Origin of the sequence: Neisseria sp. HMSC068C12 (genome assembly GCF_001814095.1) — a bacterium.
Lineage (GTDB): Bacteria > Pseudomonadota > Gammaproteobacteria > Burkholderiales > Neisseriaceae > Neisseria > Neisseria perflava.
In genome coordinates, this window is record NZ_KV814825.1 from 104,988 (window position 1) to 122,691 (window position 17,704).

The 17,704-nt window shown below is 49.3% G+C and carries 11 protein-coding genes; 6 read left to right on the forward strand and 5 right to left on the reverse strand.

Annotated features, from left to right (window positions below; translation table 11 throughout):
- Positions 1–27: 27 nt before the first annotated feature.
- Positions 28–879 carry a DUF5672 family protein gene (locus HMPREF2952_RS08370; protein WP_070695515.1) on the forward strand — a complete coding sequence of 284 codons (852 nt, stop codon included), beginning with the start codon at positions 28–30 and terminating at the stop codon, positions 877–879.
- A 43-nt stretch (positions 880–922) separates the two neighbouring features.
- Here the strand turns inward: HMPREF2952_RS08370 and HMPREF2952_RS08375 are convergent, their stop codons facing one another.
- Positions 923–1,756 (reverse strand): DUF4198 domain-containing protein, encoded by an 834-nt coding sequence (locus tag HMPREF2952_RS08375; RefSeq protein WP_049343971.1) that lies wholly within the window; start codon positions 1,754–1,756, stop codon positions 923–925.
- A 252-nt stretch (positions 1,757–2,008) separates the two neighbouring features.
- On the opposite strand from HMPREF2952_RS08375, the gene HMPREF2952_RS08380 reads away from it, so the two are divergent.
- From HMPREF2952_RS08380 to HMPREF2952_RS08390, 3 genes are all read left to right on the forward strand, one after another.
- Positions 2,009–3,052 carry a sulfate ABC transporter substrate-binding protein gene (locus HMPREF2952_RS08380; protein ID WP_191620581.1) on the forward strand — a complete coding sequence of 348 codons (1,044 nt, stop codon included), beginning with the start codon at positions 2,009–2,011 and terminating at the stop codon, positions 3,050–3,052.
- Between the two features lie 77 nt (positions 3,053–3,129).
- Positions 3,130–4,188 (forward strand): DNA polymerase IV, encoded by a 1,059-nt coding sequence (gene dinB / locus HMPREF2952_RS08385; RefSeq protein WP_004521080.1) that lies wholly within the window; start codon positions 3,130–3,132, stop codon positions 4,186–4,188.
- Positions 4,189–4,303: 115 nt separating this feature from the next.
- A complete protein-coding gene (locus HMPREF2952_RS08390; RefSeq protein ID WP_004521081.1) occupies positions 4,304–5,035 on the forward strand; it encodes a phosphoadenylyl-sulfate reductase in 732 nt (243 codons plus the stop codon).
- Between the two features lie 59 nt (positions 5,036–5,094).
- Here the strand turns inward: HMPREF2952_RS08390 and recB are convergent, their stop codons facing one another.
- The 4 genes from recB to HMPREF2952_RS08410 all read right to left on the reverse strand — a co-directional run bounded on the left by recB (position 5,095) and on the right by HMPREF2952_RS08410 (position 15,697).
- The gene (gene recB / locus HMPREF2952_RS08395) at positions 5,095–8,751 is read right to left on the reverse strand and encodes an exodeoxyribonuclease V subunit beta (protein WP_070625424.1); all 3,657 of its coding nucleotides are present in this window, start codon (positions 8,749–8,751) and stop codon (positions 5,095–5,097) included.
- A gap of 144 nt (positions 8,752–8,895) precedes the next feature.
- Positions 8,896–12,654: a hemagglutinin repeat-containing protein gene (locus HMPREF2952_RS08400; protein ID WP_070625422.1), complete on the reverse strand. Its 3,759-nt coding sequence runs from the start codon at positions 12,652–12,654 to the stop codon at positions 8,896–8,898.
- 255 nt (positions 12,655–12,909) lie between these two features.
- Positions 12,910–14,577 carry a ShlB/FhaC/HecB family hemolysin secretion/activation protein gene (locus tag HMPREF2952_RS08405; RefSeq protein WP_049343965.1) on the reverse strand — a complete coding sequence of 556 codons (1,668 nt, stop codon included), beginning with the start codon at positions 14,575–14,577 and terminating at the stop codon, positions 12,910–12,912.
- 211 nt (positions 14,578–14,788) lie between these two features.
- On the reverse strand, positions 14,789–15,697 hold the full coding sequence (locus HMPREF2952_RS08410) for a Dyp-type peroxidase (protein WP_049343964.1): 909 nt from the start codon (positions 15,695–15,697) through the stop codon (positions 14,789–14,791).
- A gap of 105 nt (positions 15,698–15,802) precedes the next feature.
- Here HMPREF2952_RS08410 and HMPREF2952_RS08415 point away from each other — a divergent pair, with 105 nt between their 5' ends.
- Both HMPREF2952_RS08415 and HMPREF2952_RS08420 read left to right on the forward strand, forming a co-directional pair.
- Positions 15,803–16,891 carry a metallophosphoesterase gene (locus tag HMPREF2952_RS08415; protein ID WP_070504789.1) on the forward strand — a complete coding sequence of 363 codons (1,089 nt, stop codon included), beginning with the start codon at positions 15,803–15,805 and terminating at the stop codon, positions 16,889–16,891.
- A 112-nt stretch (positions 16,892–17,003) separates the two neighbouring features.
- Positions 17,004–17,624, forward strand: a complete 621-nt coding sequence (locus HMPREF2952_RS08420) for a LemA family protein (protein WP_234395834.1) — start codon at positions 17,004–17,006, stop codon at positions 17,622–17,624.
- Positions 17,625–17,704 lie beyond the last annotated feature (80 nt).

Here is a 17,704-nt window from a genome sequence, read left to right on the forward strand (position 1 = left end):
GGCCGTCTGAAACAGGGGAAACATATAATGAGTTTTGTTGACATTACTGTGGTGGGTATTACCGGCGCAGATTCTTATACCGAGGGCACGATGTACGCCGTTGCCCGCAGTTGCGCCGAATTGCCCGGAAGCCGTGGATTGCTGATCAGCCCGAGCCGTCCGCAAGGTTTGCCGGAAAATATCCTGCATCAGCCTTGCCGTCCATTCGGTTATCTGGAATACAATCTGTTTGTTTTGTACCAACTGATGTATTACATCGAAACCGATTATTGTTTGATTGTTCAAAATGACGGTTGGGTGTTGAACGGTCAAAACTGGCAGGATGCCTATCGGGAATATGACTACATCGGCGCACCTTTGCCGATTTTGTTGGAAACCGAAGCCGACGGGCAGTTTTTCCTGAAGGGGACCGACCAATATTTGGCCAAACAGCATCTGATTCAGACTTCCCCGAATTTGGACGAGCCGCAGAACGGCGGTTTCAGCCTGCGCAGCAAGCGGCTTTTAACCATGCCTCGGCAACTGGGTTTAAATGTAGAAATCCGGCCGCCTTTGCCGCCGAAAGACGGAAAAATTGCCGGTATGGAATGGCTGGTGCGGCTGCACCACGAGGATATGTTTTTGACGGCGCAACACCGTTATACATTGCAGGACTTGGGTCTGAAATTCGCGCCTCCGAATATTGCGACACAATTTTCTTCAGAAGTACCGTTTATCAATCGAATGAGGAATGTCCCTTTAGAGCGCGTCTTTGGGGCGCACTGGATGGGAAGTGTGGTCTTGACCGGCTGCAACCGTATCCGTTTTACCCAATTAAATGGTGATGAGTTGGAAACATTCTCCCGTTTTTTTAGAAATTTGGGTTATGAATTAGAATAAATGAAGGCCGTCTGAAAGTTCAGACGGCCTTTTTTAATGGTTGTTAATGATGATGGTGGGCATGGCGTGCGGCTGCGCGTTTGGTGCCGACAGGCACAATCAGCGTTGCGTAAGTATTATCTTTCTGACATACGCTTTTATCGCCGTAATCGGTCTCGTTCACGACTTTGATTTTCCACAAACCGTCAATCAGCGTAATCACATTGACCACGCCGTTTTTATCGGTTTTGCCGGAGAAGCCTTGAGGCTCGCGGTGGTCATGGGTTGATTCCAAGTCCATTTCCGCCAAAGTGTCCGAGCTGGCGGTAACGGTGGCTTTAACCAAAGGCTCGCCTTTGTACAGGACTTTGACCGGCAAAATACCGCCGGCTTTGACTTCGTTCGGATTTTTCAGCGGAACCAGTTCCAGCTCTTGGCCGATAGGGCGGGTCAATACAGCTTCATCAACTGCGCCGTTGCCCACTTGGACAAAGCTCTTGCCGAACATTTGCGATTGTTCGCAATAGGTGGCACCGGCCAGCTGTTTCAAGGTTTGCTGTTTCCAGCCGTCTTGGTTTTTCGACCAGAAAGTCGGTTGGTAGGTCGCGCTGACCCAGTAGGAGCCTGCGGGCAGGGCGGCTTTGGAAACGTATTGATAGTTTTCGCCCTTATTCACCAAATCAACGGTTTTCTTTGAGCTGTCGGTCAATTGCAGCGGTTTGAAAATATGCACGCGGTCGTCGGCGATTTTTTCGACATTGGGGAAGTCATGGCTGTAACCCAAATCCGCATGCAGGATTTGGCCGGCAGGCTGATGTGTCGGTGCGGCCACCCAAACATCGTGTGCCTGTGCCACTGCGCCCAATCCCAGCAATCCTAAAAGCATCCATTGTTTCATAGTTTCTACACTCCATCTTTCGATTATTGAATAAAACGCCTAATGATTCGGCGAATACGAACGGTACTCTTTTTTATTAACTTTGTAAATAATATGGTTTAGATTTTATAGTTATAAATAATTATTTTTTGATTTCAGACGGCCTCGGTTTATATAACCAAAACTGATAAACCCAAAAGCAAACATTATTTCCCGTTTGCCTCCGATCCCGATAAAGTATCGCCATACTTTTAATAGGAGCCGACCATGAATATCCGTACCCTTTCTTTTGCCGCATTGACCGCCGCGCTGGCGTTGAGTGCCTGCTCTCCCAAAAACGAACAATCTGCCGACAATGCCGCTTCCGCAGGCAAGGGCGGTAATGTGAAGCTGTTGAACGTCTCTTATGATGTCGCACGAGATTTTTATAAAGAATACAATCCTTTGTTTGTTAAAGAATATGCTGCGAAAAACGGCGGTGCAACGGTTGAAGTCCAACAGTCGCACGGCGGCTCCAGCAAGCAGGCTTTGGCTGTCGCCAATGGTTTGGCTGCCGATGTGGTGACCATGAACCAGACTTCCGATATCGAGCTTTTGGTGAAAAAAGGTTTGGTCAAAGCCGATTGGAACACCCGTCTGCCGGACAATGCCGTGCCTTATACCAGTAACGTCGTTTTCTTGGTACGCAAAGGCAATCCAAAACACATCCAAGACTGGGGCGATTTGGCCAAAGACGGCGTGCAAATCGTTTTGGCGAACCCGAAAACCACCGGCAACGGCCGCTACGCCTTTTTGGGTGCGTACGGTTATGGTTTGAAAGTGAATAACGGCGATGAAGGCAAAACCAAAGATTTTGTGGCCGCATTGCTGAAAAACACGCCTGTATTTGAAAACGGCGGTCGCGCGGCAACGACGACCTTCAGTCAACGCAATATCGGCGATGTCTTGGTTACCTTTGAAAATGAGGCCAACTACGTCAGCAAAAAGCTGACCCAAGACCAGTTTGAAATCGTTTATCCGAGCTACACCATTCTTTCCGAAGCACCGGTTGCCGTCGTGGACAGCGTAGTCGACAAAAAAGGCACACGCTCCGCTGCCGAAGCCTATCTGCAAAACCTCTGGAGCGAACCGGCTCAAGAGTTGGCCGCCAATCTTTATCTGCGTCCGCGCAATGCCGAAGTATTGGCGAAACACAAAGCCGATTTCCCTGAGATTGAGACGTTTAATCCGAATGAGAAATTTGGCCCGTGGGAAGAAATCATGAAAAAATTCTTTGCCGACGGCGGATTGTTTGACCAGCTTTCCAGTAAAAAATAAGGCTTAAACATAGAGGCCGTCTGAAACTTCAGACGGCCTTTTGTTACAATAAGCCTTTTTCTTATCCACCTTTTCCCATGTCCCAACGCAAAATCATCCATATCGATATGGACGCATTCTACGCTTCGGTAGAACTACACGAGCAGCCGCACCTGAAAGGGCTGCCTGTCGTTGTGGCGTGGGACGGTACGCGGTCGGTCATTTGTGCCGCTTCTTATGAGGCGCGCAAATTCGGTTTGCACTCAGCCATGTCGGTGGCAACGGCGAAAAGGCTGTGTCCGCAGGCGGTGTTTGTGCAGCCTCATTTCGATTTGTACCGTCAAGTGTCGGCGCAGATTCATGCCGTGTTTCGGCGTTATACCGATTTGATCGAGCCTTTGTCTTTGGACGAAGCCTATTTGGATGTTACCCAAAATTTTGAAAATATCCCGTACGCCAGCGAAGTGGCCAAACGTATTCGTGCTGAAATTTTTGAAGAAACCGGTTTGACAGCCTCCGCGGGTATCGCGCCCAATAAGTTTTTGGCCAAAATCGCTTCTGACTGGCGCAAACCGAACGGGCAGTTTGTGCTGCCGCCGCAAAAAATCATGGCGTTTTTGGAGAGCCTGCCGTTGGGTAAGATTCCCGGTGTCGGCAAAGTTACACTGAAAAAGATGAATGCCCTCGGTATGCAAACCGCCGGCGATTTGCGCCGTTTTGAGCGCGGCGAACTTTTAAACCATTTCGGCCGCTACGGCTACCGCCTTTACGATTTGGCACGCGGTATCGACGAGCGGCCGGTCAAAGCCGAACGCGAACGCCTGCAAATCTCAACCGAAATCACCTTACCCGAAGATTTGTCTTTGGCGCAGGCTTCAAGCCATTTGCCGCACCTCGCCGAAGACCTCTGGCGGCAAATCGAACGCAAAAACGTCGAAGCCAAAGGCGTTACCCTCAAACTCAAAACCCACGATTTCCGCATTATCACGCGTTCGCTGACGTATTCTTCCGTCCTTCCCGATAGCGCCTCGCTGCTTCAGGCAGCGCATACTTTGCTGCAACGCATACCTCCGCAACGTGAAGACGCCTTCCGCCTGATCGGTATCGGCGTGAGCCATTTGCTGCCGAAAAACCAGCAGCAGACGCTTTGGTTATAAAGAAATAGAAAAGCATTCTTTCCGTTTGAAGATAGGGCGCTGGACAATATTGTTCCATAACCATATCGGCAGCCGTTTCAACAGGCCGTCTGAAAATTATTAGGAACAACCAGCCATGTCTTTATTCCGCCCACAACTCTGGAAAATCCCCGAAATCAGCGATGCCGAACGCCGCCAACTGCCTGAGTTGGCAGCCGCTTTGGAGCACCGTTTGCAAGACATTGCCGCACGCTATCCGCAAGCCGTCTTCGCATCCAGCCTTGCGGTTGAGGATATGGTCATTACCGATGCCGTGTGCCGTCTGAAACTGCCCATCCGCATCATCACGCTAAATACGGGCAAACTCAATCCCGAAACCGCCTCGCTGATTGCCGAAACCAATGCGCGTTATCAAACCGAATTGGAAGTGTTTTATCCCAATCGACAAACCGCCGCCGAATTTGAAGCGGAGTTTGGTACGACCGCGATGTACGACAGTGTCGAGTTGCGCCGCCGTTGCTGCCATATCCGCAAAATTGAACCGCTCAACCGCGCTTTGCACAACGCGCCTGCATGGCTGACCGGACAACGCCGCAGCCAGTCCGAAACGCGCAGCGAATTGAATTTTGAAGAGCTGGATACAGGCCGCAACATCGCCAAATTCAATCCTATTTTCGATTGGGAAGAGCAGGATGTTTGGGCATATGCGCACGAGCACCAAGTTCCGCTTAATGCGCTGTATCATCAAGGCTATCCCAGCATTGGGTGCGAACCCTGCACGCGTCCAGTCAAGCTGGGCGAAAATATCCGCGCCGGGCGATGGTGGTGGGAAAGCAAAGACAGTAAGGAATGCGGTTTGCACAAATAATCAAAGGCCGTCTGAAAACGTTTCAGACGGCCTTTTTGACGGTTTAACAAGATGATTTATCAAGTATTTGCTTTTCGTTCAACAAAAGTGGAAAGCAGGGCGGTATCGATGTCCCATTTCCAGATGCCTTGATCCGAGCCGTCCATGCCGCGCAGGAAGAGGTAGCGGATGGCGATTTGGGGCAAGGGCTTGCCGCGCAGGGCATAGTAGCGCGCGATGGCAACGGCGTAGATCAGGGCTTGCAGGTAGTAGTGATGATGCGCCACAGCTTCGTTCATCGCCTGTTGCGTGTAGGCGCTTGCATCGTTGCCCAAATGGTTGGATTTGTAGTCGATTAAAACGACATTGCTGTCTGAATCTTGGCAAACCATATCAATAAAGCCGTTTAAATAGCCTTGCAAATCATGGAAATCAAGCAGTTGCGCGGCTTGGACGCATTCGGGCGGCAGGTTTGCTTCGCTTGAGGCAAACCAACGGCGCAAGTCGTCCAGTTTGAAATCGTCCATGTACAGGGTGAACCCCATTTCGGGCAGGCGTCGGGTCGTCGGAATCTGTGACAGGCTCTCGTTGATTAAAGGCGTAAGGCGGCAGGTATCGAGCATGGTGATTACCGTCGGCAGCCATTTGTCTTCAAAGCTATGGCGTTGCAAAACTTCGGCAATCATTTCGGATTGGCTCTCGGCAGAGGCGGCGAAATCGAGTTTTTCCAGCATTTCATGCAAACATACGCCGGCATTGGTGCCGCGGGGGAAATGGTGGATATCGAGGCCGTCTGAAAGTGGGGGCGGCAGGTTTTCAGACGGCATGGCACGGTCTGCGCTTTCTGCCGGATCGATGGCAGGTTGCAAAGGCTCGTGTTGTTCGTCGGTTGACTTGGTGTGCCGGCTCAAACCGGTAAAGCTGGTGTGGCGGATAAAGTCAAAATCGCGGCGTTTAATGCTATGTGCGCTAAAAGCTTGGTCTTGCTGGCGGCTGTATTGATAGACGGTTTCCGGCGGGGCTTCTTCCGTGAAGGCAAACTCCGTATTTTCAGGCGCGTTTTTGATAAAGCGTTGCCAGTTGGTTTTAAGCATTTCTACAACGTCTGTCGCGCTTTTATAGCTTTGGCTGACGCTCTCGCGGCCGGCATCCGACAAACCTTCGAGCAGATAGGCAAAAGGATTGTTTGGCGTACAGTTTTTGTTGGCGGCGGCGTAGATATTGAGCTGTTCTTCGGCGCGGGTAAGGGCGACATAAAGTAGGCGTAAATCTTCTGCCGTCTTTTCGTCGGCAAGATGGCTTAGTTCTGCTTCCGAGGTTTGCGATTTTGCCAGTAGCTCGGTTTCGTGGCTTTCAGTATGCAGGATTTTCCAGTTTTCTTTGGAATTGTCTTTGGTATCCCACGCGAAGGGGCAGTACACCAAAGGATATTGCAAACCTTTCGACGCGTGCATGGTAACGATTTTGACCAGTTTTTCGTCGCTTTCAAGACGGATGGTTTGCGCGTCTGATGGGAAATGGCCGCTGCGTGCACGGCTGATTTGTTCGTTCAGCCATTTATGCAGGGCGGCAGGGTTGCGGCTTTGACTGTCTTCTTCGGCCAAAAGCTCCAGAATTTGGTAGTAGTTGGTCAGGCTGCGCTCGTTGCCGCCTTTGAGCAGGCGTGTTTCGATGTCATGTAGGGCGGCAAACTGCTGCACGGCGGCAAAAATGCCGCCTTTCCGCCATTTTTCCATGGCTTGGGCAGATGACTCTAGCCATTTCAGCAGCTGGTGTTCGTTATGGTTGAGTTCGTAAATCTCTTTGGCGGTATAGCCGAATAAAACGCCGGTCAAGACAAAGCGCAGCCAGTCGGTTTGCCTTGGGTTGAGCCAAAAGCCGATCAGCGCGGACAGCGAATCTGCCTCGGCGGAATCGAAAACGGACTGGCGCGACAGCAACACGCTTTGGATACGGCGCTGTTTCAGTTTACCGGCAATCATCGCCGCTTCGTTGTTGGTGCGCACCAAAACCGCAATATCGCCGGACTCCAGCGCGCGGCCTTTGAAGTTCAGACGGCCTTCGGCTGCTTCATTGAGCGCAAAGGCAATTTCATCGGCGCAATATTCGGCGGCACGGCCACGCAAAATCTCTTTGTTGGTCTGATCGTCCGTGTTGAGCCAGCGTACTTGGATGGCGGGACGGTGTGGCGACAGCCGGCTTTCGGCGCGGCTGGCGGAGACATCGCTGTAATCGATATTTTCCAAGACGAAGGGGTGTTTTTTTTGTTTGAACAAGGCGCTGATGCCGTTAATCAGCTTGGCATGGCTGCGGTAGTTGACGGCGAGGGTGTAATGCCTGTCCGCATCTTGCGCAGCTTGCAGATAGGCGTAAATGTCCGCACCGCGAAAGCTGTAAATCGCCTGCTTGGGGTCGCCAACGAGAAACAGTGGGCAGCCTTGTTCGATAAAAATTTGGCGGAAAATTTCGTATTGCAGCGGGTCGGTATCTTGGAATTCGTCAATCAGCGCGATTTCCCAGTTTGCCGCCGCCGCTTTTGCCAACGCGTTGCCGTGTTCATTGGTGGTCAATGCCTGATGGACGTCCAGCAGCAAATCGTCAAACACGCGCTCGCGGCGTGATTTTTTTTGTTCGGCAATGGACTGATTGATGTGGGAAAGGAGGTCGAGTTGCAGGCGGATGAAGACCGCTTCTTCCGCGCTTTCCATTGCCTGCAAATCACGACCGAGATTGGCCAAGGCTTGCAGCTGAATAATTTCCGGCATATCGGCATCGGTTTTATATTCTTTTTTCAGTTTGCTGTTGAGCGTGTCGATACTGAAGAGGCTTAATTTTTCTAGCGTTTGTTTGCTCAGGCGGGGCAGACGGTTGGATTCGGCGTTTGTTTTTAAATCGGTAAAAACATTTTCAAAGGTTTTTCTTTTGTAGGTTTGGCCGTTAAGTTTGGGAAAAATTGCCCAAAATGCTTTTTCCAAGTCTTCCAACTGAGCGCAAACTTTTTGCCATGTTTCTTGAAGGTTGGCTTGGGCTTCTTTCAAATCGCCTTCAGACCGTCTGAATTTCAGATAGGGGCGGCCGGTATAGCTTTTGATTTCGGCAAGCATTTCTTCGGGCGTGCATTTCCGGTCAAAAACCAATTGTGCCAATGTGGCATCGGTTGCCACTTTCTGCCGCCAAAAGTCTTGTGCAGGAATCAGCAGCCTCTCGCGCGAGTCGTCCGACAGCTCGACATCCAAAGGTGCGCCGCACAAAAACGCGTAATCGCGCAAGACGCGCTGACAGAAGCCGTGGATGGTGTAAATAGAGGAGTTGTCAAACTGGCTCAGCGCGGCTTTGAGGCGGAGAATCAGGCGATGGCAGCTTTCTTGTCCGTCTTGCTCGCCTAAAGCCAAAGGAATCAAGCGATTGAGAAAGTCATCGGGGGATTTTTTCTCTTTTTCGTAATATTTGTTCAGGCCGTCTGAAATATGTTCCGGCTCGCCGCCCAAAGTTTGGATTTCGTTCAAAACCTGCAACACTTCGTCCAAACGTGCGCGCAAACGGGTTTTCAGTTCTGCCGTCGCCGCTTTGGTAAAGGTAACGACCAGAATTTTCTCGATGTCTTTTTTTTCTAAAACAATCAGTCGGGTAAAGAGCGCGGCAATGCCGTAGGTTTTACCCGTACCGGCAGAAGCTTCGATAAGGTTGGTGCCGTCGATGGAAAGTGTGAGCGCGTCAAAAGGAAGGGCGGAAGACATGGTAGGAACGGAATAATATTAGCGAGGCATTATCATAACAGAGATAGTGTGTTGTTTTGCATTGATGATAAAAATGCCGTCTGAAAACTTTCTGTTTTCAGACGGCATGTCTTAATGGCTATTAAATGACTTCAATAGCGCATCTTAGTAGCGCAAACGGCGTTTGGCGTAGCTTGGTTGGCGAGGACGATAGGTATAACGGTTCGCCGCAGGAGCTTTACTGTCGTCATAGTAGTACGCAACATTATTACCGTTGATGGTCGTATTGTTGACGCTCAAACCGGTTGGAGAGCCGGTAGTAATAACAACATTGTCGCTTTGGATGGTGTTTGCCGTATTGGTTACGTTGGCTTCGTTTTTACCTTTGGCGTTGATGCCGCCGTTTGGTTTGCCTGAAGCGTAGCTGCCGTTGACATTGATGGTCAGATTTTTTTCGTTAACGCTGCTGATCGCGCCGGAAGTATTGACTTTGTTGCCTTCTACTTCAACGGAGTTGTTGGATACCAAGTTGGTACCGTGCAGGTTGACGTCGCCGTTGTTGGCATTGATTTTAATCTCATTGCCGGCCGCTACATTCGCGCCTGCGGCGGTAGAAGAAGCGTTATCGGTTTTGTTGACGCCGACAGAGCCGTTGACGTGAGGAACGGCAACACCGGTTTCAACATTGATTGTCGCGCCAGCGCCGATACCGACATTAACAGCTGTACCTTGGTTGGAGGCAGTATTGGCTGACTCGGTGAAGGTTACGCCGTTGCCTGCGGTAATGTTGACGTTGTTGTTGGCGGTAATGTTGGATGCGATTTCAGCAGAGTCTTTGGCGTTGATGACAACATTGGTCGCATTCATATCGCCTTTGACGGCGGTAGATTCTTTTTTGTTTTCATCAGCGTAGTTGACGTTCAGGTTGGCATTCACATCAACGTTTGAACCATCTTTGGTGTATGCGCCGACAGTCAAAGAAGCGCCGCCTTGTTTACTGCTGCTGTTGCTGGTGTTGTGGGCGGCAGTGTTGTGGTATGAACCTGCATCAATGTTAATCGCACCGGTCACATCGTATTTTGTACCTTCATCAGACACTTTGTCATTTGCCAAAACGATGGCATTGCCTGCGTTGATGGTGGTTACGGTTGCAGTGGATTCATTGTGGGTCGAGGAGTTGCCTTGACCTTGTGCAGTGATTTCACCGCCGATGCCTTTGTTGGTACTGATGCCGGCAGAAACGACCAAACCGCCGCCGTTTTGTTTCACATCGGATTTTGCACCGCTGTGTGCCGCTGCATGGGTAACGTTTTTGGCAGCTTCAACCACATTGCCGGTCGCATTAATCACTGTACCTTCTTGATTAATATTGCCGTTTGCAGTGATGGTGGCGTTGCCGCCGGTGTTGATGTTGGATACATGAGATGTATTCGTTACGGTAGTTGCATCTGTTTTGGTGCTGGTAATGCCGACAGATACGCCGACGCCTGCAACGTTATTTTTTTCGTATGCAGTAGCAGATACGCCCAAATCAGTTACGCGTCCGGATTCGGTCACAGTGTTGCTGCCTTTGGATGCAACAACATTGACGTCATTGGCTGCGGAAATGTTGACAGATTCTTCGCCGTTGACTTGGCTACCGCTGACGGTAACGTTTGAGTTGGAAGACAACTGGGTGTTTTTACCGGTCAAAATGCTGCCGTTCAGGCCGACAGAGTGGGTGTCGGTGTGGGTATCGGTGAATTTAATACCGGCTTTGGCAGTCACGCTGCCGTTTTCTTTATTGGTTTCGGTGCCAGAGTAGCCTTTGATGGAATACTCGTTGACCTGTTTGTTTTCTACCGCTTTTGCAGCATCAATGGTCAAATCGCCTGCGGAAGAAAGTTGCAGTTTTTGTGCCGCAAACAATGCAGAACCGATCACATTGATGTCTTTGTTGGAAACAACGGTCAGGTCGGCATTGGAAACCAAGGTAGAACCGGTTACTTTTTCAATGCTGCTGTTGCTGCTGGTTTTAGAGGTAGTGATATTGAAAATCGTACCTTTACGCGCGCTTTGTGCGGAAGTATCGGTGCTGGTGGCGTTTTTAATATCGACATTGCCTGCTTTGGAGCTGACGAATGTACCGGCTTGGCCTTCAACGGTACTGCCGTAAACGTTGACGCCGTTTTTTGCACCCAAAACTATGTTTGAGTTGGCAGTAATGCTGCTGCCGTGCAGGTTTTCGGTACGGTTGTTTTGAACTTGGCTTTCACCGCCGAACAGGCCGCCCCAGTATTTTTTCTGGTCGTCGAGGCTGTTGGTGTTGATGGTGGTTTGAGTACCCAAGTTGATGTTGTTGACATCGGTAACGACATTGCCGTTTGCCGCAATGCTTGCGCCGTAAGTGCTCAAATCGCCTTCGGAAATCAAACCGATATCACCGGCTGCGGAGATTTTGGTTTGATGGGCGGTAGAGTTTTTGGAAGATTTTGTAGCGATACCGGTTTTCAGGGCAGCAGTTTCATTTTTGAAGCTGACATAAGTCGAGCTGCTGTCGGTTTCGCTGTTGCTGCTTAATACGATTCCTTGTTGGGCGGCAATGCGTGCATCAGCAGCCGAGTTCAGTTCGGTCGCATCCAATTGAACTTTGCCGGTGGTGGCAATATTGACAGAACCGGCATTGATTTTGGTTTGATGCAGGCTTTCGTCAGCAGAGGAGCTCAGGTTGTTGTTGTACCAAAGGCCTTTGCTTTGAGTGTGGTCGGATTCTGTACGGTTGGTGGTTTTTACCGCGTTAGAATTGATATTGCCTGTGGCAGAAGCAGTCAGCGCGCCGGCATTGATGTTGGCTGCGCTCAGGTTGAGGCTGCCGCTATTGTTCAAAGTCAATGACTCGGATGCATTGATATTGCTGGCGGTAAAGGTTTCCGTTTTGTTGCGGTCCGAACGGAAGTGCTGAACATTTTGCGCCTCTTTGCCGCTGGAAGATTTGTTGGCAGAATGGCTGGTAACCGTGCCTTTGATGTCGGTATCGCGGGCAAACAATTCCATTTGTGCGCCGGTCAGATTGGCGGACTGGATGCTCAGGTTGCCTTTGCTGTCGATATTCAGGTAGCGGGTACCGGTAATGGCGGCATTTTGAATGTTTTGTTTGGCGCGTTTGTCGGTCGCGTGGATGCGGATGGTACCGGCGCGCATACTGCCGAAAATATGACCGTCAAGCACCGGCGCATTTGAAGCAGCGTCCAATGCTTCGATTTGTGCGGTTTTGTAGTCGAAGTTGCTTTTGCCTGAAGAAACATTGATGGCGTCGGCGGCATTAACGTTGGCTGATTTGCCGACAACCACTTGCGGCGCGAGCAGGTCAACCACGCGGTTGCCGCTCAAATTGCCGTTTACTTGCAGTTGTTTGCCATTGTCGCTGATATTGAAAGATTTCAACGCGCCGTCTGAAACGGTTGGCGTACCGACAACCAAGGATGCGCGGTTGGCATTCAGGATACTGCCGCCGTTGTGGGTAATGCCGTTAGGGTTTGCCAAAACATAGTCTGCGGCAATACCGAAGATCTCTTGCTGACCCAAGATCAGGGAAGGGTTTTTGCTGACCACTTCATTCAAGATCACAGATGCGGCCTGACCTTGGAAGTTTTTGTTGGCAGACAGGTTTCCGGCCAGTTGGGATTTACCGGCAGACAGGGCGTTATTCAAAACGGCACCGTGTTGGGAAACGTTGTACTTGTTATATTGGTTGTGAGAAAGACCTTGAGCCGTCGGTGCGGCAATGTTGACGATGTCAACATTGTGTTGCTGCTGTACCGAAGTTTGGCCGATGGCTTCGATATTGGCGGCTACCGCTGCATTTCCCAGGAATGCAAAGCACACGGCGACAGTTACTTTGCCGGAAGCTGAGAGCTTAGGCTGATATAAAGTGTCGATTTTCATGGATTTTAATCCTTATTTATCGTGATGGAGATTGAATCAGAAATCCCATATCGGGTATTGGATTTCTGTTGAGGAAATTTTTGAATGTATTAACATTGTTATGAATTTTTTTACAATCATACCACCAGTATGGCCTTGTGTGCACTATTTCAAATGCAAATAAAAACCGCCCATCTCATTGATATTAATGGAAAATTAATAACGGTAAGATGGGCGGTTTATATATTGGATAAAAGGATATATATTTACATAACTTTAAAATGGAATGCGTAAAGAAACAGTCACATGATCCTGTTTTTCGCTGTTTGATTGGTTGGGCATGCGCGCAAAACCTTTGCCGTAGTCGGCAGAAAGCTGCCATTTGTCCGCCTTGCCCAAATTCAAACCTGCCACTAAGCCCATGGCACGTTGCGAACCTTCGTTATTGTTTTTGGCAACGCCGATGTCTGCGCCCAGATAAGGCTCGATATAGATGCCGTGGGGCGTATTGCGGCGGAAATAAACGGTATTGCTCAACAAGACTGCGCTGTTTGCGCTCAAAGAAGTTGAACGGAAACCGCGTACATTTTGATAACCGACGATGTCCATTTCTTTGGCGGCAAACAAATCATGCGGGCTATATTGGGCGTCTATTTGGTGATGGTTGCGCACGATCCATTTACCCAATGGACGGTTTTGAATCAAATTGCTCTGCAAGGATACAGAGGTATAACGCTTGTCGAATGGCGTGTGTTCGGTATTTTTCGCAAATCCTTGTTCCACGCCGATATTGTTGAGCCAAATGCCGTTTGGCAGGATGGCTGTATGCGATAGGCCGACTTGTGTCGAATAGACTTCCGGGCTTTGCAATTCCAGTTTGCTGTCGGCAAATTTTGCAGTCTGTTTCACATAATCGATGCCGATATAGGCGGAGGTAATATGTTTTTGACTGCGTGAGAATACGCGGTCTGCTTTGATTCCTGCCGCTTTGGATTGGGAGCGGTAGGCATAACGTGTTACGCTGGGCGTTAAGATGCTTTGCGATTGCGACGCGGCGGCGTAAGTGCTGAATGTCCATGCACCATAAGGAACTTGATAGAACATACTGCCGCCGCGACTGTAATGGCTGTCGTGGTTGTTTAGATTGGTATAGCCGTTTAGATAAAGGGAGTCGCTCAATCCCAACGGGCTGCCGACATTCAGGCTGCCGCGCAGTGTCGTGGTATTGGGTTTGTTGCCTTTATTGTCAATGGTGACGCTGCCGCCCCAATGTTTTTCGGCATCGTTGTTGAGTTGGATTGAGGCGGTGCCGTCATCATGCGGATAAACATCGATGCTGACGTTGTTGCCAGCAACATGGTTTGCCTGTTCGATACCTTGGTCGAGGTATTGAATGTTCAGCGGTTTGCCTTGATGATTGGGGAAGAGGGTGTCGACGTTGACTGTACGGGAGCCGCCGGTAATCTCACGGATTTTGCCTTCGATGACTGCTAATTTCAAAACACGCTCAGGCGTGGTTTCAAATTTGATTTGCGTGTGCGGATAGCCTTGAGCGATATATTCGGCAACGATATCCCGGTTCAGTTGGTTGATGTTGTTTTGATTGATGCATTTGGGGAGCTTGGCTTCAATCTTTTTGGAATCGATGAGCGTAATGCCGGAAAGTTCGATACCGGTGTAATCCAAACATTCGGTATTGTTTTCAGACGGCACCTCTTGTGCAACCGTGTCGTTATCTTGTTTTTTCTGTAAATCCCATGCCGACTGCTCGCGTTTTTGGATTTCGACCGAATGAATCTGATCGAGATTGTCGCGGAAGTCTTTGTCGAATTGGTTGGGTACGTTTTTATCGATTTGATTAAGCGGATTCGGTGTATTGGCCGCATAGGCGTTTAGCGCGGAGAGAATCAATACGGGCAGGGGAAGAAGGCGGGATTTGTACATGGTGTCGTAATTTTATAGGGATAATAATTGGGTTTATTTTATCGAAAATAGCTGCTTGGGGCGTATCGGTTTTTATCCTTGTCTGCAATCAGGGTTTATTAAGCAACAATGGGATAAATTTTTATGATAATACCATAAAAATATTAAGGGAATTTAAATAACAAAAACCTGCCTTTGAAAAAGCAGGTTTTTTCAGACGGCCTGTGAGCCGTTAAAGATTTTGCAAACGCTCGACAGAAGGCGCGTAGTAGTAAGCACCTGATACGGCTTTAGACAAATATTTCAGCAGTAAGTCGGTTTTGCCGTCTGCATCGCCGAACATATTGAGCAGCTGAACTTCAATATTGTGCAGCGTGTTGCAATAGGAAGTGAACATCAAACCATGTTCGCCGCTGATTTTGCCGAAGGGCAGGCTGCGGCGGACAATTTTCAAGTCAACGCCGTTTTCTTTGACATTGACGCGGCCGAGATGGGAGTCGGGCAGGCGCACGTCTTCGTTGAATTCATCATTGGTTTCTTTGCTGCGGCCTACGCTGGCTTCTTGTTCGGCAGTAGGGACGGCATCCCATTTTTTTAAATCGTGCAGGTATTTTTGCAGCAAAACATAGCTGCCGCCGGTATCGGGCTTGCCTTCGGGAATAATGGCGACATTGCGCACATTGTCATCGCCCTGCGGATTTTCCGTACCATCGACAAAACCGTCCAAGCCGCGGTCTTCATACAGGCGCAGGCCGTGTTCTTCAGTGGATACGCGGATGCTGTCGCCGAATGCGCCTAAAACAGATTGAGCTAAGGCATAGGCGGCTTTTTGCTCGGTGGCTTGAATGTGGATATAGAGATCGTGTTGGGTGGAGGGGGCGAGGCCGTTGCCCAATTCAGGAAAAGGTTTGATTTCGCTGCCTTCGTCAGTATGGCCGAACGATTGCCATGCGCGGCTGCCAAAGGCAATGGTCAAACCCAAAATATCATTTGGAAAACGGGTTTTCAGTTTGGCCAAGGATTCCAAAGAAAGGCGGCAGGCAGATTTGATGTCTTCGTTGCGGCCGTCTGAAATGTCTGCTTCGATAAAAATACCGGCTTGTGCGTGATCAGGAATAATAGCTGATTGAGGGTGGCTCATGATGATTCCTTTCAAAATATTATGGGTTTTTACGCGGGAGATTATACACTGAAAGTTTCAGACGGCCTAAAATCTGCCTTTTGATTTTTTTAGGGCCGGAAAGTCATGTTTGGTAAGATGTTTTTTGTGAGCGTCATTCTGTTGCAAGTGTTTACATTCGGGCTTGGGCGTTCACTGCAATGGCTGTTTGCGCCTTGGATTGGCAAAGTTGGCAGACGTTGGCTAATGGGTATTTCCTATTTCATTACAAACGGCTTGTTGATCGGCTTGCTGCTGGAGTTGGGGCATATGATGTTCCGCGTGGTGGCGTTTTGGATGGTAATCTTGCTGTTTGTGATGTATGCCGCGTTGGTGACATTTATCCTGTATCTTTTGCTGCGCCGTTTTGTGGCACGCCAACCGCTTTCTCGAAGCCTGCGGCTGTTTGCGCCTTTGTTTGTGGCCGGTTTGCTCGGTTTGGGGATGTATAACGCCTATACGCCCGTGGTCCGCCATCAGACTGTATTCATCAATAAGAAAATGGATAAGCCGCTGCGTATCGGCGTGGCCAGCGATTTGCACTTGGGGATTTTGTTTGGCGCGCGTCAATTGGACAAGTTGACGGACATCATGAAGCGGGAAAAAGTCGACATAGTGTTGCTGCCGGGCGATTTGATGGACGATACCGTCGATGCCTACCTTAAAGAAAACATGAAACCACATTTGCAGAAGCTGACTGCGCCGATGGGCGTTTATGCCACTTTGGGCAATCATGACTGGTTCCGCGATCAGAAGCGTATCAAACATGAATTGGAAGCTGCAGGCTTGACGGTTTTGGCCAATCAGGTTTTGGAAGTGAATGGTGTGTTGCTGGTAGGGCGGAGCGATGATTTGGATCGCAAGCGTCCTAGTGCGGAGCAGCTTTTAGAAGGTCAAAATACCCGATTACCGGTTTTATTGATGGACCACCGTCCTACTTCAATCGAAACCCATGCCCGGCTGCCGATTGATGTGCAGGTCTCCGGCCATGTCCACAACGGCCAAGTTGCACCTGCCAACCTTATCGTCCGTACGCTTTATCGTCTTGCTTACGGTTATGAGGCGATCGGCAACGGCCATTTCTTCACCACTTCGGGCTACGGCTTCTGGGGCATTCCCTTGCGTTTGGGTTCGCAATCAGAAGTGTGGGTTATTGACATCAAGTCAAAGCATTGAAATAGAAATATAAACTTCAGGCCGTCTGAATTTCAGACGGCCTTTTTTATGAAAATTGGGAAAAAATATTGAAATTGGATTATAATCGATGTTAATAAAATCAGCCACCGATATGAGTGGCATCATAACTAGGGAACTCACTATGGGCATTATTAGTCTTGCACTTATCTTCGTATCAATCGCCGCCGTCTTATTGTATTTCAAACAACAGTTGAAAGACCGCAAAAAAGACTGTCGCGAATCCTTTGTCTCTTTGCGCATTGCGCTCGACTGCCGACATCAGGCCGTCCGTCATGTATTGGATGCATACAGCAAACATCTGCAAGAGCAGGGCATTGCATCGGATCGAAACGTTCAGCAGATGTGTGCCGAAGTCGAAACTGCATTGGCGCAAACTGCCAAAACATTTTCCGAGTCCAAAATCAAACATCTGTGTGAAGCCGAAACAGCATTGAATCATGCGTTGAAAAAATTGCAAACTGCCGTCAACGGTCTTTTGAAACAGTATCCTGATGAGCAATTGGCGGGTTTGATGGAAATGCTGGATGCAGCAGAAGCGGAAGTTGCATCAGCACGCCGTACTTACAACCGCAGAGCCGGAAGTTACAACCATCATTTAAACAAGCTGCCCAACCGCCTTGTCGCCAAGCCATTAGGCTTTGACAAGCAGGCAGGATTGGTTCGTTTCACGGAAAATCAAACGCAACGCATGAGCAGCAATATGTTAGCTTAAAAATTAAGCAGTTTGCTGAATAAGTGATACACAAAAGGCCGTCTGAAATATTAATTTCAGACGGCCTTTTGTTTACTGTT